The organism is Thermodesulfobacteriota bacterium, from assembly GCA_040754335.1.
In the GTDB taxonomy this organism is placed as follows: domain Bacteria; phylum Desulfobacterota_D; class UBA1144; order Nemesobacterales; family UBA2774; genus 2-12-FULL-53-21.
The window spans coordinates 18,802-37,795 of the sequence record JBFMCV010000001.1; the positions used below are offsets into that span (position 1 = coordinate 18,802).

Genomic DNA, 18,994 nt, shown 5'->3' on the forward strand with positions numbered 1-18,994 from the left:
GATCACATCCATCCGTTTTTGTTAAGATATTGCATTACGGCGCACCGGGAGTCCTTGCAATCACGGTTATTAGACACTAATATGATTATCAATTTATGGACCACGCGATCATTTTCGTTTCATTGATAGTGGCTGTCGCCCCCATGGTGGCGCTGCTCTTTTTCATCTGGTGGGTCGACCAGTACGACAGGGAGCCGCTCAAATACGTGTTCGCGTCTTTCCTCTGGGGCGGTCTCGGGGCGATTGCCTTTTCCATACTCGGTACTGAAGCCGGAATAAGGATGCTGGGGGGCTTCGTGAACAGTACCGGGTTCGATTTTCCGGCCGTGGTCCTGGCCCCTTTCATAGAGGAATTCATGAAGGGTCTCATAGTTTTCTTCCTCCTCAGGTACAGGCATTTCGATAACGTAACAGACGGTCTCGTTTACGGCGCCGCCTCCGGTCTCGGGTTCGGCATGACGGAGAATTTCATGTACTTCACCCAGTTCGCCGGTAATTCGCCCGGCTACGAGTGGCTGAACCTCCTCTTCGTGAGGAGCATGATGACGGCGAACATGCACTGCGCGGCGAGCGCCACGTTCGGCGCCGGAATAAGCAAACTGAAGGACGGAGGGAAAAACGCCTGGCTGTCCGTGGGCGGATTTTATCTACTGGCCGTGTTCCTACACGCCACGTGGAACTTCCTCGTCACGTCGAGGGTTGAGGCCTACTGGGGACTTGCGGTTATCATCCTTTTCGTTTATATCGTTTTCATATTCGTGATTTTCGTGAAGGGGATTCTCGGAGAGAGGAAGCAGCGGGAAGTGGTCCTCGTAGAGGAGTTCGACCTGGGTGTCCTGCCCGCCGATCATAGAAAGATATTGATGTCCTACAGGGCGATGAGGAAGGGGGGCTGGTTCCCCGAGTATCTGAATAAGGACAAATACCTCTCGCTCGTAAGCAGGCTCGCCTTACGCAAAACATCTTATTACAAATCTGAGGGCAGCCGGCAGGCCGCCCTCCAGAAGGAGATAGTCGAGCTCAGGGTGGAGCTCAAGAGGTTCGCCGACCTATTGCAGCAATTACAACAGGAAAAGGCCGCGACTTAGTTACGTTTTTTTTTCGATTTGCCGGTTTCCCCCCCTGAAATCGTATTGCTCCGTCATGCCGTTTTTAAGGGTTCCGCCTATTGTATAAATTTTATGCCCCCTGTATCCTTACTTGGATAATAAAATCACGGGTTTAACGATATAAAGAAGAGATAGAAAGAAGAAATGAACATCAAGGATTTGAGTCCGGTGGAATTAGAAAAATTCATTACGGATAATGGATTAGAGCCGTTCCGCGCCCGCCAGATCGGCAAATGGCTTTACAGAAAGGGTGCCCTGTCGTTCGACGAAATGACGGATCTCTCCAAGGGCACTAGAGAGCTGCTCAAGAGCACATTCTCAGCGGGAGATTCGATGGAGATAGCGGAAGAGCAGGTATCGGCCGACGGCACGAGGAAGTTCCTTTTCAGACTCCTCGACGGCAAGCAGATAGAGAGTGTTCTGATTCCCGACAAGGGGAGGCACACGCTCTGCATATCTTCACAGGTCGGATGCGCGCTGGGGTGCACGTTCTGCCTCACCGGCACGATCGGGAAAATAAGGAACCTGACTCCTTCCGAAATTATAGATCAATACATGCTCGTCAACCGCCTGACGGGCGGCTCTGTCACCAATATCGTATTTATGGGAATGGGGGAGCCGCTGGACAACCTTGAGAACCTCGTGAGGGCGCTCAAGACCATGACGGACGAGAATTTCCTCGGTCTCTCGCCCAGGAGGATAACGGTTTCTACTTCGGGCATCGTTCCGAAAATAAAAGAGCTTGGCGAGCAGGTCTCCGTCAACCTGGCCGTGTCGCTCAACGCGCCGCGGGACGAATTGAGGGACGTCATTATGCCTATAAATAAAAGGTATCCGATAAAGGAGCTCATCAAGGCGAGCGTGAAATTCCCCGTGCCCCCGAGGAAAGCGCTCATGTTCGAGTATGTCCTTTTGAGCAAGGTCAACGATTCCGACAGGGACGCTTACGACCTGGGACACCTGCTATCCGGTATAAATTGCAAAGTGAACCTCATTCCCTTCAACGAGGCTGGTCCTCTGCCTTACCGCTCGCCGACTCGTGAGAGGGTGCTCCGTTTCCAGGAGATACTGGTGTCGTTCGGGTTGAACGTCAGGATAAGGAAGAGCAGGGGGCGGGATATCCTGGGGGCATGCGGTCAGCTTGCCGCCGAATACCCGGTCAGGAAAATAAAGAACATTAAAGTCTCGGCTCAGGCGGTTTTATAAGGTTAAAACAAACACGGGAATCTCGGTCATATGACAGGTTCGGAAATAAGAAACAGGTTTCTCGAGTATTTTGTGGGCAAGGGCCATACGGTCGTGAAGAGCTCTTCGCTTATTCCCAAGAACGACCCGACGCTCCTTTTCACTAACGCAGGTATGGTCCAGTTCAAAGACGTGTTCCTCGGGCTCGACAAGAGGGATTACAAGAGGGCCGCGTCCTCCCAGAAATGCGTCAGGGCCGGCGGGAAGCATAACGACTTGGAGAACGTCGGCTACACGTCGAGGCATCATACGTTTTTCGAGATGCTCGGCAATTTCTCGTTCGGGGATTATTTCAAGAAGGAGGCCATAGAGTTCGCCTGGGAGCTTATCACCGTTGTCTTCAGGCTCCCCGAGGACAGGCTATGGGTGACGGTATTCACGGAGGACGACGAGGCAGCTGAGCTGTGGCGGAAAGTCGTCGGGCTTCCTGCCGATAGAATCGTCAGGCTGGGTGAGAAAGATAATTTCTGGGCGATGGGGGAGACAGGCCCCTGCGGCCCGTGCTCCGAGATAATAATAGACCAGGGAGACGGTTTCGGCTGCGGGAAGCCGGACTGCGCGGTAGGGTGCGACTGCGACAGGTTCCTCGAGCTATGGAACCTCGTATTTATGCAGTACGACAGGGACAAGTCGGGCAGGCTCAATCCGCTGCCAAACCCGAGCATAGACACGGGCATGGGGCTCGAGAGGATCACGGCCGTGCTCCAGGGCGTGAAGAGCAACTACGATACAGACCTCTTGAGGGGGATAATTTCAAGCGTGGAAGAAATAGCCGGGAAGCGGTACGGGGGAGATCCGTCGACCGACGTATCCATGAGGGTTATGGCCGACCACGCGCGCGCGGTCACGTTCCTCATATCGGACGGCGTATTCCCGTCCAATGAGGGCAGGGGCTACGTGCTGAGGAGGATACTCAGACGCGCCGTCCGGCATGCAAAGAAGCTCGGTATAGAGGAGCCTTGTCTTTACAGGGTTACGGGCAAGGTCAGGGATATAATGCGGGACGCTTATCCGGAGCTCGACGAGAGGATCGGCTTCGTTGCCGAGGTCGTCAGGAACGAAGAAGAGCGTTTCTTCGAAACTATAGACAGGGGCCTCGAGCTGCTCAACGCGGAGATCGAAAAGAGGGAGGCGGAGAATGTCCTTCCCGGAGAGGTGGTCTTCAAGTTATACGACACGTTCGGATTCCCTGTAGACCTCACGCAGGACATCGCGCGGGAGCGCGGGCTCACGCTCGATTACGAGGGGTTCGACAGGGAGATGGAGAGGCAGAGGGAGAAGTCGAGGAAGGCATGGAAAGGGGCAGGCGAAGAGGGCCTCGAGCCTCACTATAAAGATTTCGTCTCGGGCGGGCTCACCGTTACGTTCACAGGATACAGTAAGACCCGCGATACGGGAAGAATAACCGCGATAGTCAAAGATGGCGTATTGGTCGATAGCGCGGCCCAGGGTGATAAAGTCGACATCATAACGGACAAGACGCCATTCTACGGAGAGTCGGGAGGACAGGTCGGCGACAAGGGGATAATGGAGGGCGAGAGCGGCACGGCCGAAGTCGTCGACACGAAGAAGCCTCTCCCCAATATAATCGTTCATCACGCGGTGATAAAGAAAGGCTCTCTATGGGTCGGGGACGAAGTCTCGCTCAGGGTGAACGAGAAGCTCAGGCACGGGGCGGAGACACACCATTCGACTACGCACATCCTGCACGCAGTGCTCAGGGAAGTGCTCGGAAAGCACGTGGGCCAGGCGGGCTCGCTCGTTGCGCCCGGGAGGCTCAGGTTCGATTTCACTCACCATTCATCCGTAGACGAGAAGGAGCTGAGGAAGATCGAAGACATCATCAACGAAAGGATAAGGTGGGACGACAGGGTCGTCACGGAGCCTGACGTCCCCTACGACGAGGCAATGAAAAGGGGCGCGATGGCGTTCTTCCAGGAGAAGTACGGGGACAGGGTGAGGGTCGTGAGCATAGGGGATTACAGCAAGGAGCTCTGCGGCGGGACTCACCTCGAATCGGCCGGAGAGGCCGGGCTGTTCAAGATAGTTTCCGAGACCGCATCGGCCGCGGGCGTGAGACGCATAGAGGCCGTATCGGGCGAGTCCGCATGGAACTTCGTGAGGGGCATTGAGGAAAAGCTCGCCGAGGCCTCCCGCATACTGAGGGTCCCGGAATCTGACGTAATACCCAGGATAGGGAAGCTCGTCGAGGAGAACGAGGCGATCAGGAAAGAGCTCGAGACCGTCAAGAGCAGGATGCTCAGCGAGAGGACAGGGGACATCATGGAGAGCGTAAAGAACGTGAACGGGCTCAACGTGCTGTCGGTAGAGATACCGGACGCCGACCCCGACCAGTTGAGGAAGGTCTGGGACGATGTGAGGTCGAAGCTCAGCTCGGGGATCGCCGTGCTGGGCACCAGGGACGACGGCAAGGCGTATCTGCTCGTCGGCGTTACGAGCGACCTCCACAAGAAATACCACTCGGGCAATATCGTGAAGGAGCTTGCGCCCGTGATAGGCGGGAAGGGCGGGGGCAGGCCCGACATGGCTCAGGCGGGCGGGAACAACCCCGAGAAGCTCCCCGAGGCGCTGGAGAAGGTCTTCGAGATCCTGGCCGCGGCCTGATCCGCGAATCCGCTTACTTACTTATTCCCCTCTCAGCGAGTACGTCCTTTATCTTCTTAAGCGCCGCGCTCTCTATCTGTCTGACTCGCTCTCTCGATATATTGAATTTGCTGCCGAGCTCTTCGAGCGTGAGAGGCTTATCGGCGAGCACCCGCTTCTCTATGATGTACCTTTCCCTCTCCTTAAGCGTTTTGAGGGCGACGGCCATTCCGCTCCTCACCCTCTCTTCCTCTTGGGCCTTCGTCAGCAGCTCTTCCTGTGTGGCTTCCCCTCCAGTGAGGAAGTCGAGGTGCGAGGCGTCCCGCTCGTCCGTAAGCCCCACGTCAAGCGACAGGTCCTTGCCGCCCATCCTCTGCTCCATCTCGATCACCGCTTCGTCCGGCACGTTGAGCCTTTCGGCGAGCTCCCTGTAGTCTTCTGAGCTCAGCGCCTCGCCGCCCATCTCGAGCTCTTTTTTCGTCGAGCGGAGCTTGTAGAAGAGCTTCCGCTGGGCTTGCGTCGTGCCTACCTTGACGAGGCTCCAGCTCTTTATTATGTAGTTCTGTATGTACGCCCTGATCCACCAGACGGCGTAGGAGATCAGGCGGTAGCCCTTGGTCGGGTCGAACCCCTTTACCGCGTGCATGAGCCCGACGTTCCCCTCCTGTATGATGTCCATAGTGCTGAACCCGTAGTTCTTGTATTCGTTCGCCACCCTGACGACGAATTTCAGGTTGGACGTGACGAGCTTGCGGGCGGCGTCGAGGTCGCCCTCGTCCCTGTACTTTTTGGCGAGCTTGTACTCTTCCTCCCGGCTGAGGACGGGGTAATTGCTTATCTCCGCGATGTATCTGTGGAGGGACGTAGTAGGGGCTGGGAGGAGTGTGGTCGCGTGCTTCTTTTCTTTCTTTTTTTCTTGATCCTGAGACATTTGGCCAGCTTATCTATCGAGAAGTATTAATTTAGTATACGTTTGCGGGCAGTGCTTATCAATAAACGATTTAGTCAGCTGTGTAACGCGCCGTGATCGTTATACATATGAAATTAACGGGAATCCCTTGACTCGAATACTCCTAATGGATAAATTATTCTCCCTTGGCTCAGAACTCATAAAAATCGGTTCCGGCGTAGCTCAGCTGGCAGAGCGGGTGGCTGTTAACCACCATGTCGGGAGTTCGAATCTCTCCGCCGGAGCCAATTTTCTTCAATAAAAAATCGGCATCCCCTTGAATTTTACTTACGGCTGCTATATTCCCGTATTCATAACTACTATGATCACCGGTGAAAGGAAGTACACTCCAACATCTACTCACCGTACGCCAGTCTGTCCATCATTTCGGCGAAGGAGGTCCATGGTATGCGTTTCCGTTTTTGACGGTTCCTGCCGTACCAGAAGAGCGATCCCCGGCCTATAATTAATTCCCCCAGCTTCTGCTTGCTTGCGAATATTTCCAGGTTGAGTGAGCTCCCCGCCTTGCTCAGCACGGGAACATGGAATGATGCTTTCACGGTATGTTTTTTTATCGCTTTCTTTTTTGCCATGTTTCCTCCTATACTAATCGATTATGGATTCATACTACCGGATTCGCTGCGCAATTTAATAAAATTGTCAATAAATTATACTACATGTCATCGAGCGATGTAAAATAGCCGTTCGCATTCCGGCTGAAATCCCGGATGCGCCATTCCGATTCCGCGTGTAATATAATGAAGCGTTCCGGACCGGATCATACGGACTGATAAATAAAGAAGAGGTGTCTCTAGGGGATTGTATGAAGCGGATAATCATTCTGGGTTTGGCTTTATTTCTCTCTAGCTGTTACGGGATATCCGAGCAGGACAGGTCTGTGGAGTACGAGCTGCGTTATCAGAAGAGGCTCGACTGCACTCAGACGAAGAATACGAGCGAGACCGCCAATATCACCCAGTGTCCGAAAATAAAGCCCGATACGGTTGACACTTCCAAGCTAAGCAATTCCGCAAACCAATCGGAATGATGCTATTACGCCACCATCTCCTGTAACCTCATCGCGTCCTGAGGCGCATAACCCGCTTCGTCGTTGTCGAAATAGCAGAATACCTCCATGCCTTGTTTCGCCCACCCCGAAAACGCGCCTGCCCAACCTTCAAGCACGTGGTCCGAATATTTTCCCCTGTACGGCCCGTCGGGCCCGTGAAGTCTTACGTAGACTATGTCCGCAGTGACGATCCTCGGGGATAGAACTCTGCCTATTTCGTATATGCAGAATGCCATGTTGTGTCTTTCGAGGATCTCGTAAACGCGTTTGTCGAACCAGGATGTGTCCCTGAACTCGAACGCATAGCTGCGGTTGCGGGGCAGCGATCTGACAAACGATTCCAGTCTCTCGGCATCGACGTGCCATCTTGGCGGGAGCTGGAATAAAATCGGCCCGAGCTTATTCTCGAATAGCGAAACCGTATTTACGAGAAAGGATACAGCTTCCAGGGGCTCCTTTAATTTTTTCATGTGCGTGATATAGCGGCTGGCTTTGACCGAGAATATGAATTTCTCGGGCACAGTGTCGCGCCATTCCCGGACGGTTTCCTTGTCAGGCATTCTGTAAAAGGAGCTGTTGATCTCCACCGTGTGGAAGAACTTCGAATAATATTCGAGGTACCTATCGCTTTTGATATGGTCTGGATAAAACGGGCCTTCCCAGTGCCCGTAATGCCAGCCCGACGTCCCGATGTGGATGTGCCTATCCTTAGCCATTAAGGGGCCTTGCTATTGATAATACGGCTGAAATGCTATTTCTTCTTCTTATACACCTCTGCGCCGCCGCGGGGGACTTCGAGAATGAGCTCACTCGTTACGTATCCGTACATCTGTATGAGCTTGGCTACGAGCCCCGTCCAGCCAGTCTGGTGACTCGCGCCAATGCCCGCGCCGTTGTCGCCGTGAAAATACTCGTAAAATAATATGTAGTCCCTGAAGTTCGGGTCGGACTGGAATTTCCCGGCCGCTCCGTAAACCGGCCTCCTTCCTTTTTCGTCTCTGGTAAATATGCTCTTCAGCCGCCTGGATATTTCATCGGCAGCTTCGTAAAGGGTCATGAATTTCCCGGAGCCGGTCGGGCACTCTACCTTGAACTCGTCGCCGTAATATTTATAGAGGTGGAGGAGCGCCCTGATTATCAGTATGTTTATCGGGAACCATATCGGGCCCCGCCAGTTGGAGTTCCCCCCGAAGAGCCCGGAGCTGGATTCGGCGGGCATATACTCGACCTTATACTCCTCGCCATGCACTTTGAATATATATGGATGCTCCCTGTGGTAGCGGGAGATGGAGCGTATGCCGTAGTCGCTCAGGAACTCGTTTTCGTCGAGCATGCTCGATAGCACGCGCCTCAGCTTGTCCTCATTGAGTATGGAAAGCAGGTACCTGTTCGCGTAACCGGTTTTTGCGATCGGATGTATGTTCGCGAGAAGGTCGGGCATCCTGTCGAGTCGTTTTTTCAACCGCTCCTTGAATTTCGGGAAGCGCTCTACCGTCTCATAATCGTAAACTGTCGATGCGCAGAGGGGAAGGAGGCCTACGAGCGACCTTACCTTCAGGCGCTCGGCGCTCCCGTCGGGGAACCTCAGTATGTCGTAGAAAAAACCGTCCTCCTCGTCCCACATCTCGTCGTGGCTCTCGCCCGTGCGGTCCATAGCGGATGCGATCCAGAGGAAATGCTCGGCGAACTTCAAGGCCATTTCCTCGTACGTCTGGTCGAACTTCGCGAGCTCGAAGGCTATCTCCAGCATGTTCTGGCAGAACATCGCCATCCACGCGGTGCCGTCCGCCTGCTCCAGGAACCCTCCTGTAGGCAGCGGCGAGCTGCGGTCGAATACCCCGATATTGTCGAGGCCGAGGAATCCGCCTTCGAAGATATTCTTCCCGTGACGGTCCTTCCTGTTCACCCACCATGTGAAGTTGAGCACGAGCTTGTCGAATACGTGCTTCAGGAACTCGACGCTCCCCTTTCCGTAGAGCTGCTTCTGGGTATTGTAGAGGAAGAGACAGGCGAAGGCGTGCACGGGCGGGTTCACGTCGCTGAAGTTCCATTCATACGCCGGTATCTGTCCGTTCGGGTGTAGATAGACCTCGCGGAGCATGAGCTCGAGCTGATACCTTGAGAAATCGGGGTCTACCATGTCGAGCGCGATAGTATGAAAGCCGAGGTCCCAGGCTGCGTACCAGGGGTATTCCCACTTGTCGGGCATCGATATCACGTCGTCGTTTATCATGTGGAACCATTCCCTGTTCCTCACGCTCTTCCCGGATCTCATGGTCATGATGTCTGCGCCGTGCTCTCGCAGCCACTTGTCGAGATCGAAATAATAGTATTGCTTTGTCCATAGCATCCCCGCCAGGGCCTGACGCATCACGTTCTTTGAATCCTTATCGATGGATGGAGGGGTAATGGAATCGTAGAACTCGTCAGCTTCCATCTTTCGCACGGCCGTTGTCTTGTCGAAATCCCTGAACGGGTTTCTACCCGCGGGCTCGGGGGATTTGTCGGATAAGACGAGGCGCACGGTCTTTTCCTCTCCGGCCGCGATCGTGAGGCTATAATGAGCCGAGACCTTGGTGCCTGTCTTGCGCGGATTGACTGCTTCTTTCCTCCCACTCACTATATAATCGTTGATCCCGTCCTTGACATAGGGGCTCGGGTTGGGCGTTCCGAAAATCCGCTCCGTGTTCGTTTCGTTCTCGGTAAATAAAAGGTCCGCTTTGCCCTCGTAGTATAGAAACCGTTGCCCGAGAATCTCGTGGGAAGCCTCGGCTGCAGTGAATTCTTTTCCTGTTTTTATCTGCCTGATCGAAGGCTTGGGAGTGGGTTCGGACCACGACCAGGTGTTCCTGAACCATAGCGTGGGAAGGACATGTAGCTCCGCGGTCTCTTTCCCGCGGTTGACGGCAGTGATGCTTATCAGAATTTCTTCCGGTGAATCCTTAGCATATTCTACGAAAACGTCGAAATACCTGTCGTCGTCGAATACGCCCGTATTTATCAGCTCGTATTCGAGCTGGTTTCTCGTTGCCTCTCTGTTCTTCCGCACCAGGTCTCGGTAAGGGTAAGCGGCATGAGGATATTTATAAAGGTATTTCATGTACGAATGGGTCGGCGTGCTGTCTATATAGAAGTAATATTCTTTCACGTCCTCTCCGTGGTTCCCCTCGCTGTTCGTAAGGCCGAAGAGGCGTTCCTTGATTATGGGGTCGTTGCCGTTCCAGAGAGCAATGGCAAAGCACAGAGTCTGCTTGTCGTCCGAGATGCCGGCGAGCCCGTCCTCGCCCCACCTGTAGGCGCGTGAGCGCGCGTGGTCGTGTGGGAAGTAGTCCCACGCGGTGCCCGTATCGCTGTAGTCTTCCCTCACCGTCCCCCACTGCCTTTCACTCAGATAAGGCCCCCACTTCTTCCACGGGGTTATCTTCTCCCTCGAATCGTCGAGGCGTTTCTTCTCTGCGTTGTCCACCTTAAACTCCTTTTGTATAACCTGTCGGCACCGGTCGGACTGTGTTCGTACTATTATAAATTTTTTGCCCGATTATTATTAATGCCTGACATCGTTCTCTTTATTATGGCTGGAAATAATACTATTTACCGGCGGGATTTACCACTAAAGGGAAAAGAACAGTTCCGGGTTTAAGCGAAGCCTGATTTTCCGCTTCAGTGCATCAAAATAAGTAACCATAAATGGCGGTTAAGGATAGATACCGCCGTATGTGCAAATATTTTATTTACAAATAACATTTTTATTCCATTTGAGCATCAGACGTGCTAGAATCGGAGTGTATTGCTTCTAAAGAGCAGGGGATACGTAGCGGGATTCCGTAGTCTGTTTGCTGTAACTGACCGAATGCTAGGGGGGTGATCGGGTTAATCCGGGCAAACAATAATTAAAGGGTGCTGCCTGCCGGGACGGGGTCTCTCACAAGATACGCGTTCTCATGACCTATTCGGATATTCTTTTCCGATCCGGGATTTTCCGAATCGGTAATTCCAGTACAATTTCCTGTTCCCTTTCCGATTCCGGCGTAACAGACAAGAATATTTCGATGGCGTTGAAAAAATCATATTAAATGCGGAGGGGTAGTCATGCGTAGATCGAGTGTGTTTCAATTTCTTTTGTTGTTATCGGTGGCCTGTATCGGAGCCGTCTCCTTCCCTTCGGGAGCCTCTTCGGAAGAAACAGTAGCGGAAGCCGTAGAAAGGGAGATGCCCGTGCTCAAGGGAGACCAGTGGCTGACCATGGATGAGAATGCGAAGGTCGCGTTCATATGGGGCGCCGGTCACGTCGTTATTATCGAAGAGGTGTTAATGGAAAGATATCCCGACCAGAAGCGGGATACGTTCGTGACGAAGGTCGTGGAGGCGTCCGCGAATTCTCCCATGACGATGAGTCAGGTCGCGGCCATGGTCGATAAGTTCTATCAGGACAATCCCGACAAGACGGATACGCCTGTTATGGCCGTGATTTGGGAGACTATGGTAAAACCCAATATTAAGACGGGTATTGCCGGGAAGCCTTTGAAATAAGCTGACAGGACTTCAAAAAAAGGAGATCAAAAATGAAAAAAATCAAATATCTGATTCTGGCAGCTTCTCTAATCCTACCCGTCGCGGGGTGCACAAATATGTCGAAGACTCAGCAGGCCACACTTAGCGGAGGCGCGATAGGCGCGGGCGCCGGGCTCGGCATCGCCGCTCTCTCTGGCGGGAACCTCTGGGTGGGGACGGCAGTTGGCGCTGGCGCCGGGGCTCTCACCGGATATATGATCAGCAAATGAGACCCGGATCGGCAAAGAGACTGTCTCCGTTTGATTTGACCAGGGCGGCGGTAAGCGAGGTGTATTGAGACAGTCGGTGACGTAACAGTATCCAGATTAGAGGGAGGGTAATGATATGAAAAAGTATGCGGTTGAGTTCATAGGAACTTTCTTCTTCGTGCTGACAGTGGGTTTGACGGTAATAGAGCCGGGGGCTGGCGTAATGGCTCCCCTCGCGATTGGCTCGGTGCTGATGGTGATGGTATATGCGGGCGGACACATCTCGGGCGGGCACTACAATCCGGCTGTGACTCTCGCTGTCTGGATGAGAGGGCGCTGTCCCTCGGCCGACGCGCCTATCTACATGATTGCCCAGTGGGCGGCCGCGGTCGTTGCGGGCTTTCTCGCTCTTTATTTGAAAGGCATGCCTGAGATCGCACCGTTAACGCCCAACGTCGTATATGCGTTAATCGTCGAGTTTCTTTTCACCTTCGCGCTCGCTTATGTTGTGCTCAACTCGGCGACTTCAAAGAATACCGCAGGTAATTCATTCTACGGGCTCGCCATCGGCTTTACGGTCGTGATCGCGGCCTATTCCGCGGGAGCCATCTCGGGCGGGGCGTTCAATCCGGCGATCGCTCTCGGGATAACCGTGATGGGAATATCAGCGGTGAGCAATATATGGATCTTCCTCGTCGCCAATTTCCTGGGCGGCGCCGTCGCGGCGCTCGTGTTCAACGCGCTCAACCCGGACGATAAATAATCAAAGCAAGTTCAGATACCTCGGCTGCTGGAAGATAGACAAGGTTCTCAAGAGAGTCACTTCGTTTATTCGAGGTTTCAACGGGACTTCAAAAGTGCGGCCTGATTGGCTCTCAAGCTATCAACATGTCTATCCCGGGGGTTCGAGAGTCTCTTGCGGGTGAAATTCTTGAGTTATAAACTTATACGTGAAAGGGTCTTATGTGCCGGGTCAGATTACCGATAGCATTATTTCTCATCTTGCTGGTGCTCGCTGCAATTTCGCTGATGGCCTGTAAGGGGAAGGAGGAGTCTCAACCGCCGGCGAATAAAATGGACAAGACTGCGCCAACCGAGGTTTCCGCGGATTCGGAAGAGGACGATTTTGGCTTTCAGGAAGCGCAGGACGATGAGTCGAACCCTATCTTCAGGAGCTTCCGTCCGGACAGGCAGCGGTTCGGCGACTTCGGCATGATGAAAAAAGAGCGTATAATCCGCGCTCTCGTACCTTACAGCCTGACATTCTATTTCGTGGATAAAGGAGTCCAGCATGGGGCTTCCTATGAATACCTCAAGGCCTTCGAGGAAAAAATAAATAAAGACCTGAAAACGGGCAACCTGAAAATCCACGTCATTATCATCCCCACATCCCGTGACCAGATGATACCCAGGCTCGTCAACGGTTACGGCGACCTTGCTCTCGGGAATTACACGATAACTGAAGGCAGGCTCAAGAAGGTGGATTTCTCGGCCCCTCTTTTCACAGGGGTGAGGGAAATAGTTGTGACCGGACCCGATTCCCCCGAGATAAAGACGCTCGACGACTTGTCCGGGCAGGAGGTCTGGGTGAGGATGTCGAGCAGCTACGACGAGAGCCTTGAGACGCTGAACGAGAGTTTGAAAAAGGCGGGGAAGAAGCCGGTCATCATCAAGGCCGCAGACGAGAACCTCGAGGACGAGGACATACTGGAGATGGTGAACGCCGGACTAATAGAGTTTACGGTTGTCGACAGTCACATATCGGAATTCTGGTCTCAGATTTTTGAGGAATTGGAATTACATCCCGACCTCGCCCTCAGGACGGACGGCAGTATCGCATGGATGATGAGAAAAGACAGCCCCGAGCTCAAAAAAGTAGTCGACGGCTTCATCGAAGAGCATAAGATGGGGACGCTTTTCGGGAATACGATTTTCAAAAGATACCTGCGGAGCACGGATTGGGTGGACGACTCGCTCGAAGGGGAAGACCGCGAAAGGTTCGATTCCATGGTCGAGTTGTTCAAGAAATATGCGGGGCGGTACGATTTCGACTGGCTGATGATCGCCGCGCAGGGTTATCAGGAATCGCAGCTCGATCAGAGTAAGCGGAGCCCGGCCGGAGCCGTCGGCGTAATGCAGATCCTTCCGTCTACGGCAAAGGACCCTAATGTCGGCATTCCGGACATTGATAAACTTGATAACAACATACACGCCGGGACCAAATACCTCCGCTTCATGACAGACCGGTATTTCGACGAGCCCGATATGAAACCCCCCGACCGCATGCTTTTCGCCTTTGCTTCTTATAATGCGGGGCCGAGGAAGATCGCTCAGATGAGGGAGCTTGCGGAGAAAAGGGGGCTCGACCCGGACATCTGGTTCAGGAACGTGGACATAGTGGTTTCCGACAAGATAGGGAGGGAGACCGTCACTTATGTCGGCAATATATATAAATATTACATCGCCTACCAGATGGCTCTCGAGCGGAATAAAAAGAAGGAAGCCGTCAGGCAGGCCCAAGGGTTGGAATGATTTCCGATTCGTGCACCAGCCTGCGCTGCCGATGCGTGTAGAGGTTGTCAGTATTAGCTTAGTGTTTTTTTTGATCAAAAGTTTGTTAGAATTAACAAAGGGGGTGTGTTATGAAGAGACAGGCTTTCAGGGTATGTACCTGTTTTACCATTCTTTTTTTCTTCTTCGTTTTACCCGCATATCCACAGACGGAGCAGGGCGTCGAGGTCAAAGACGCGCCCAGGATCGATCCCGAATCCATGTCTGATCTTTTGGAATCGCTCGAATTCCTCTCCAAGGCGGGGAGATTCAGCTTCACCGCGGAAACGGAATACGACGCACTTCAGGGGAACGGGCAGAAGATAGAGTTCGGAGGTGTCCATAAGCTGACGGTTGTCCGTCCCGACAAGGTGCGCTCGGATATAGTTTCAAGGGACGGGACGAAGAAGGTGTTCGTGTTCGACGGGAAGGACATCTATTTCTCCGACCTTGAGCAGAACGTCTACGCGAGCGTGCCGAGGCCGGGGGATATCAACCAGGCCATAGACTACTTCACCGAAGACCTCCAGATGCCGCTCCCGCTCGGACAGATCATCTCGACCGACGTGTCCGAGATGGTGAAGAAGGAGATTTACGCGGGAGGGTTCGTCGACCAGGCGACGATAAACGGGGTACTTTGCGACCACCTGGCGTTCAGGACGGAGAACATAGACTTTCAGGTCTGGATCGCAGCCGAGGGCGACCCGCTACAGATGAGGCTCGTCATCGACTACAAAAACGCTCCGGGAGAGCCGCAGTTCAGGGCGATGTTCAAGGACTGGAACTTCAAGCCCGAAGTATCCGGTTCGCTCTTCGTGTTCGTACCGGCGGAGAATATGCAGAAGATCGCTTTCGCGCCGGTCCTGCGCGCGGAGATAAAAACCGAGGAAAATGAGGGAGAGAAGAAATGAGAACCGACAAAACATTGCTGATGAAGATATTTATTTTCATGATGATTTTCATGTTTCTTGGAAGCATAGCTTTAGAGACCTATGCGAGGGGCAGAGGTTCAGGCAGAGGGGCGCACAGGAGTGCTAACAGGAACATTAGCAGGCAGGGACCGGCGAGGACGGGCTCGATGAGGTCGAGCGATTTCAGCCGGCAATCGAGCCGCTCGAGCTCCAGGCAAGTGCAGAGGAGCAGCCAGGCGGACAGACAGGCGAAGGTGAAGGATTATAGAGACACGCATGGAGACGGAGACAGAGATTTTCAGAAGGACAGGCAGGAATACCAGACTGAGCGAAGGGAAGACTGGCAGGACTATGGGGATAAAGCGCGGGAGGACCGTCAGGAGTATGCAGAGCGCTACGATTACAACGAATACAACGACGACTGGGAGTGGGGCGATGATATTGAGTACCCTTACGCAGCGGCGACCGTTATTGCGGTAGGCACTGCGCTGACAATCTCCGCATTCAACTCGCTCACGTGCACTCCGACGATCGTCTCTGTCGGCGGAGTGACTTATTACCAATGCGGCTCGAACTGGTATAACCAGGCTTATCAAGACGGGGACGTGGTGTATGTATCCGTCGGTGCTCCTCCGGGTTACTGACGATCACACCGCCGGGCCACTGGTATTGCAGAACTGCTCCGAATCTGAAGCTGGAAGCGGCATAGGTCGATGATTAAGTTCATGCGTATTAAGAGCTGTATCTGCTATATACCGGTAATACTGCTCATATCGGTCGCGCTGATTCAAATACTACTTGCCCATGCATACGGACTCGCCCCCTGGTCGGGCGGCGGTTTCGGGATGTTTTCAACCCAGGACGCGGCGCAGAGCAGGCACATACACGCCTACGCTCTCAGTCCCGGCGTAAGGAGAGAGCTGGTTATACCGGAGAGGCTGCGGGAGAGGGCTCTTAAGGTTGCGGCTTTCCCATCCGATTCCAGACTCAAAGGCCTGGCGCTTGAGCTTGCGGAAATTCCGACCCCTGACTCAGGGCCGCTCGAATCGATAGTCATACAAGTTTGGAAAACCGACTACGACAAGTCAACTCTGAGTCCGTCCGGAGAAATTGTGAAGTCTCTGGAGGTCAGGTTTGACGGGCGTTGATTCGAGTATCGATAAGCCGTTCAGACGGTACATTTCGGAAATAGCCGGGACGGGCGCCGTCGACCTCTCACTAAGGCTCACACTCCTCGACCTTCTGCTGCGGCCGGTCGGAGGCTGGACGGTGCGCCCTTTCACTCTGGCGCTCGCAGCCGCCGGGCTCCTGATGCCGGGACTTCTGCGAAGCCCGTTCGTCTGGTTTTCCCTTGCATATTTTACGGGTGCCAGGGTGCTCCTCGACTGGCCTCTCGCGGACAACCACGCGTTTCTACTCTTTTACTGGTGCCTTGCCGTCTCGATCGCAACCGTATCGCGCGATGCCGGACGGTGCCTCTCGTTAAACGGCAAAATGATGATCGGTCTCGCTTTCGCGTTTTCGGTCCTATGGAAAGTGTTCCTGTCCGGGGATTTTATGGACGGACGGTTCTTCAGGATAGCCATGCTTACGGATTACCGTTTCGAGTGGTTCGCATATGTGGTCGGCGGGCTGACTGCCGGGGAGCTCGAGAGCTTGAAGCAGTTCGTCAGTCAGCACGTAGACGGTCAAATGCCGTTTTCCGTGAGTGAAACTCCGGTTCAGCCGGCGCGTTTCATAATGGTTTCACAAATTCTCACTTATTGGACGGTATTTATCGAGAGCGCCGTCGCATTACTTTTTCTTATACCTGAAAAGACCGGAATTTCGCGGTTTCGGGACTTGCTCCTCGTTGTATTCTGCGTGACGACGTATTCCGTCGCTACCGTGGACGGGTTCGGGTGGCTCCTCATCGCGATGGGCGTGTCTCAATGCGGCGAGGGAAGGAGGGCTGTCAGGTTCCTCTATGTTGCGGCGTTCTTCCTCATTATCTTTTACGGATACCTGGCAAAGATGCGGTAGGACAATCGGAATGCCCTTTACGGTTCCGCCGCGTTCGTTTCTGTTGGGCTAAGCCGGCTGGGTCTCGACGGACGAGCTCTTCACGAGCGCTAGGAATTCCGTATAACTTTTTGTCTTTAACACCCGTTCAGTCATTCCGTATCCGCGGAAAAGCTTCGCCAGCTCGGCCGTGATTTCGAGCTGCGTATCCGGGTCGTTGACGGGGGTGAGGATGAGGAATATCACGTGCGCGAGCTTGTCGTCGGGCGCGTCGAAATCGATACCCGTGTCGGAGACGCCGACCGCCACTATGGGCTTGCTGATGCCGTCGATTCGGGCGTGGGGGAGCGCGACCCCGTTGCCGATCCCCGTGGGAAGCGTCTCCTCCCTTTCCCAGACGGCCGCTTCCACTTCGCTCGTGTTCAGGCCCGACGCTTCGCAAGCCATCGACGTAAGCTCGTGTATAGCCATGCGGCTCGAGAAGGCTTGCAGCTCGCGTGTAAAGAGCCTTGAGGAGATGGCATCCTGGAACGTCCTTTTCTTGCCGAGACGGAGTATCAGCTTCATAGCCGGGCCGCTCATCATCGAAGTGACGATGGCCATGATTACAAGTGCAACGAACAGGCGCGGTCGTATAATGCCCGCCTGCAGGGCGAGGAGGCCCAGGATTATTTCCATCGCGCCCCTGGCGTTCATCGCGAACCCGACCGCCCAGGCGTCGCGCTTAGGCATATTACCCCACCTTGCGCCGAGTATTCCGCCCGCGAGCTTGCAGACGCACGCGATCAGCAATACGGTCAATACGGGCGTGAGATCGAATTGTTTGACGAAATTTACATTCAATCCTATGCTTGCGAAAAATACCGGTGCGAAAATAAAGGAAACGAACTCGTCGATAATTACCCTTGTACGCTCGCGCAAGTGCGAGGAATCCCCTACCGCCACTCCTACTATGAAAGCGCCGAATATGGCGTGGATCCCGATCCATTCGGTAAACGCAGCTCCGAGAAGCGCCAGGATGAGAGCGAAACTCACCACTCCGCCGGGCCACCGTGTATAAGCCTGTAAAAAAGGGAGGGATCTATGAATGAGCGAGCGTCCTACTGTGAGCATGAATCCTGCGAACGTCAGAGTAAGCGCGATCGTCAAAAGAATGTTGTTAGAATGTCCTGCCTCGACGCCTATGAGACCTAGGATAATAGCGAAGATTATCCACCCTATAAGGTCGTTCAATATAGCGGCGCTTATGACCACCATTCCGAAATCGCTCCTGTATAGATCGAGGTCCATAAGCGTCTTGGCGATAACGGGGAGCGCCGTAATTGATAAAGCTGTAGCGAAAAAAAGACTGAATACGACAGGGTCGGCGTCTACGTCGCGGCCGAGAGCCAGCGGAGCGATTAATGCTACAATTAATCCAAGGAAAAACGGGATTACCATACCCGCGGTGCCGACTTTGAGCCCTATCCTGCCCTGCCTCCAAATGGTAGAGAGGTCGACCTCCATGCCGGCAACGAGCATCAAAAGTGTAACTGAAAGCGTTGTGATTGCGTTGAGAGCGACAGAGCTTGGACCGTCCTGCGGAAATAAATAAGCGCTTGTATCGGGCGAAATGCTTCCGAGGACTGTCGGACCGAGTATCACGCCCGCGAGGAGCTCGCCGAGTACGGCCGGCTGATGGAGCTTCTGGGCGAGCTCCCCCAGCACACGCGCCACCCCGAGCAATAAGCCGAGCGACAGGAAGAAGATTACAATATTGTCAGGTGTAAGGCTCTGCATAGCTGTTATTCCGAAAA

General features: G+C 53.8%; 17 protein-coding genes and 1 tRNA gene. 13 read left to right on the plus strand and 5 right to left on the minus strand.

The annotated features are described in order from the left end of the window. Nucleotides 1–95: 95 nt before the first annotated feature. The 3 genes from AB1598_00075 (at nt 96) to alaS (ending at nt 4,979) form a co-directional block, all read left to right on the plus strand. A complete protein-coding gene (locus AB1598_00075; GenBank protein ID MEW6143394.1) occupies nt 96–1,088 on the plus strand; it encodes a PrsW family intramembrane metalloprotease in 993 nt (330 codons plus the stop codon). A 165-nt stretch (nt 1,089–1,253) separates the two neighbouring features. Continuing rightward, the gene (rlmN, locus tag AB1598_00080; GenBank protein MEW6143395.1) at nt 1,254–2,315 is read left to right on the plus strand and encodes a 23S rRNA (adenine(2503)-C(2))-methyltransferase RlmN; all 1,062 of its coding nucleotides are present in this window, start codon (nt 1,254–1,256) and stop codon (nt 2,313–2,315) included. A 30-nt stretch (nt 2,316–2,345) separates the two neighbouring features. Continuing rightward, on the plus strand, nt 2,346–4,979 hold the full coding sequence (gene alaS / locus AB1598_00085; protein MEW6143396.1) for an alanine--tRNA ligase: 2,634 nt from the start codon (nt 2,346–2,348) through the stop codon (nt 4,977–4,979). Nucleotides 4,980–4,992: 13 nt separating this feature from the next. Here the strand turns inward: alaS and rpoH are convergent, their stop codons facing one another. Further along, entirely contained in the window at nt 4,993–5,889 is an 897-nt protein-coding gene (gene rpoH / locus AB1598_00090) for an RNA polymerase sigma factor RpoH (protein ID MEW6143397.1), read from the minus strand. Nucleotides 5,890–6,079: 190 nt separating this feature from the next. On the opposite strand from rpoH, the gene AB1598_00095 reads away from it, so the two are divergent. Continuing rightward, nucleotides 6,080–6,155 (plus strand) — tRNA-Asn (locus tag AB1598_00095). A gap of 108 nt (nt 6,156–6,263) precedes the next feature. Here AB1598_00095 and AB1598_00100 read toward each other — a convergent pair. Further along, nucleotides 6,264–6,500 (minus strand): hypothetical protein, encoded by a 237-nt coding sequence (locus tag AB1598_00100; GenBank protein MEW6143398.1) that lies wholly within the window; start codon nt 6,498–6,500, stop codon nt 6,264–6,266. A gap of 230 nt (nt 6,501–6,730) precedes the next feature. Between AB1598_00100 and AB1598_00105 the strand changes: the two genes are divergently transcribed. Continuing rightward, nucleotides 6,731–6,955: a hypothetical protein gene (locus AB1598_00105; protein ID MEW6143399.1), complete on the plus strand. Its 225-nt coding sequence runs from the start codon at nt 6,731–6,733 to the stop codon at nt 6,953–6,955. A gap of 5 nt (nt 6,956–6,960) precedes the next feature. On the opposite strand, the gene AB1598_00110 is transcribed toward AB1598_00105, so the two are convergent. Then, the gene (locus AB1598_00110) at nt 6,961–7,692 is read right to left on the minus strand and encodes a DUF72 domain-containing protein (GenBank protein MEW6143400.1); all 732 of its coding nucleotides are present in this window, start codon (nt 7,690–7,692) and stop codon (nt 6,961–6,963) included. 35 nt (nt 7,693–7,727) lie between these two features. Continuing rightward, nucleotides 7,728–10,442: a glucosidase gene (locus tag AB1598_00115; GenBank protein MEW6143401.1), complete on the minus strand. Its 2,715-nt coding sequence runs from the start codon at nt 10,440–10,442 to the stop codon at nt 7,728–7,730. Between the two features lie 623 nt (nt 10,443–11,065). Between AB1598_00115 and AB1598_00120 the strand changes: the two genes are divergently transcribed. From AB1598_00120 to AB1598_00155, 8 genes are all read left to right on the plus strand, one after another. Continuing rightward, complete coding sequence (locus AB1598_00120; GenBank protein ID MEW6143402.1) at nt 11,066–11,506, plus strand: hypothetical protein; 441 nt, start codon at nt 11,066–11,068, stop codon at nt 11,504–11,506. Nucleotides 11,507–11,538: 32 nt separating this feature from the next. Continuing rightward, entirely contained in the window at nt 11,539–11,757 is a 219-nt protein-coding gene (locus tag AB1598_00125; protein ID MEW6143403.1) for a hypothetical protein, read from the plus strand. A gap of 115 nt (nt 11,758–11,872) precedes the next feature. Further along, nucleotides 11,873–12,499: an aquaporin gene (locus AB1598_00130; protein ID MEW6143404.1), complete on the plus strand. Its 627-nt coding sequence runs from the start codon at nt 11,873–11,875 to the stop codon at nt 12,497–12,499. A 311-nt stretch (nt 12,500–12,810) separates the two neighbouring features. Further along, nucleotides 12,811–14,268 carry a lytic transglycosylase F gene (locus AB1598_00135; GenBank protein ID MEW6143405.1) on the plus strand — a complete coding sequence of 486 codons (1,458 nt, stop codon included), beginning with the start codon at nt 12,811–12,813 and terminating at the stop codon, nt 14,266–14,268. Nucleotides 14,269–14,378: 110 nt separating this feature from the next. After that, nucleotides 14,379–15,197: a DUF2092 domain-containing protein gene (locus AB1598_00140; GenBank protein ID MEW6143406.1), complete on the plus strand. Its 819-nt coding sequence runs from the start codon at nt 14,379–14,381 to the stop codon at nt 15,195–15,197. Next, nucleotides 15,194–15,841, plus strand: a complete 648-nt coding sequence (locus tag AB1598_00145) for a hypothetical protein (GenBank protein MEW6143407.1) — start codon at nt 15,194–15,196, stop codon at nt 15,839–15,841. The genes AB1598_00140 and AB1598_00145 overlap by 4 nt, the downstream gene beginning before the upstream one ends. A gap of 81 nt (nt 15,842–15,922) precedes the next feature. Next, entirely contained in the window at nt 15,923–16,345 is a 423-nt protein-coding gene (locus AB1598_00150; protein MEW6143408.1) for a hypothetical protein, read from the plus strand. Further along, nucleotides 16,332–17,219: a hypothetical protein gene (locus AB1598_00155; GenBank protein MEW6143409.1), complete on the plus strand. Its 888-nt coding sequence runs from the start codon at nt 16,332–16,334 to the stop codon at nt 17,217–17,219. The genes AB1598_00150 and AB1598_00155 overlap by 14 nt, the downstream gene beginning before the upstream one ends. A gap of 48 nt (nt 17,220–17,267) precedes the next feature. Here AB1598_00155 and AB1598_00160 read toward each other — a convergent pair whose 3' ends face one another. Next, a complete protein-coding gene (locus AB1598_00160; GenBank protein MEW6143410.1) occupies nt 17,268–18,977 on the minus strand; it encodes a cation:proton antiporter in 1,710 nt (569 codons plus the stop codon). Between the last annotated feature and the right edge of the window lie 17 nt (nt 18,978–18,994).

Excerpts from the sequence above, each read along its gene's own strand:
- AB1598_00075 (MEW6143394.1), top strand. The coding sequence starts at position 96 with ATGGACCACGCGATCATTTTCGTTTCATTGATAGTGGCTGTCGCCCCC.
- rlmN (MEW6143395.1), top strand. The coding sequence starts at position 1,254 with ATGAACATCAAGGATTTGAGTCCGGTGGAATTAGAAAAATTCATTACG.
- alaS (MEW6143396.1), top strand. The coding sequence starts at position 2,346 with ATGACAGGTTCGGAAATAAGAAACAGGTTTCTCGAGTATTTTGTGGGC.
- rpoH (MEW6143397.1), bottom strand. The coding sequence starts at position 5,889 with ATGTCTCAGGATCAAGAAAAAAAGAAAGAAAAGAAGCACGCGACCACA.
- AB1598_00100 (MEW6143398.1), bottom strand. The coding sequence starts at position 6,500 with ATGGCAAAAAAGAAAGCGATAAAAAAACATACCGTGAAAGCATCATTC.
- AB1598_00105 (MEW6143399.1), top strand. The coding sequence starts at position 6,731 with ATGAAGCGGATAATCATTCTGGGTTTGGCTTTATTTCTCTCTAGCTGT.
- AB1598_00110 (MEW6143400.1), bottom strand. The coding sequence starts at position 7,692 with ATGGCTAAGGATAGGCACATCCACATCGGGACGTCGGGCTGGCATTAC.
- AB1598_00120 (MEW6143402.1), top strand. The coding sequence starts at position 11,066 with ATGCGTAGATCGAGTGTGTTTCAATTTCTTTTGTTGTTATCGGTGGCC.
- AB1598_00125 (MEW6143403.1), top strand. The coding sequence starts at position 11,539 with ATGAAAAAAATCAAATATCTGATTCTGGCAGCTTCTCTAATCCTACCC.
- AB1598_00130 (MEW6143404.1), top strand. The coding sequence starts at position 11,873 with ATGAAAAAGTATGCGGTTGAGTTCATAGGAACTTTCTTCTTCGTGCTG.
- AB1598_00135 (MEW6143405.1), top strand. The coding sequence starts at position 12,811 with ATGGACAAGACTGCGCCAACCGAGGTTTCCGCGGATTCGGAAGAGGAC.
- AB1598_00140 (MEW6143406.1), top strand. The coding sequence starts at position 14,379 with ATGAAGAGACAGGCTTTCAGGGTATGTACCTGTTTTACCATTCTTTTT.
- AB1598_00145 (MEW6143407.1), top strand. The coding sequence starts at position 15,194 with ATGAGAACCGACAAAACATTGCTGATGAAGATATTTATTTTCATGATG.
- AB1598_00150 (MEW6143408.1), top strand. The coding sequence starts at position 15,923 with ATGCGTATTAAGAGCTGTATCTGCTATATACCGGTAATACTGCTCATA.
- AB1598_00160 (MEW6143410.1), bottom strand. The coding sequence starts at position 18,977 with ATGCAGAGCCTTACACCTGACAATATTGTAATCTTCTTCCTGTCGCTC.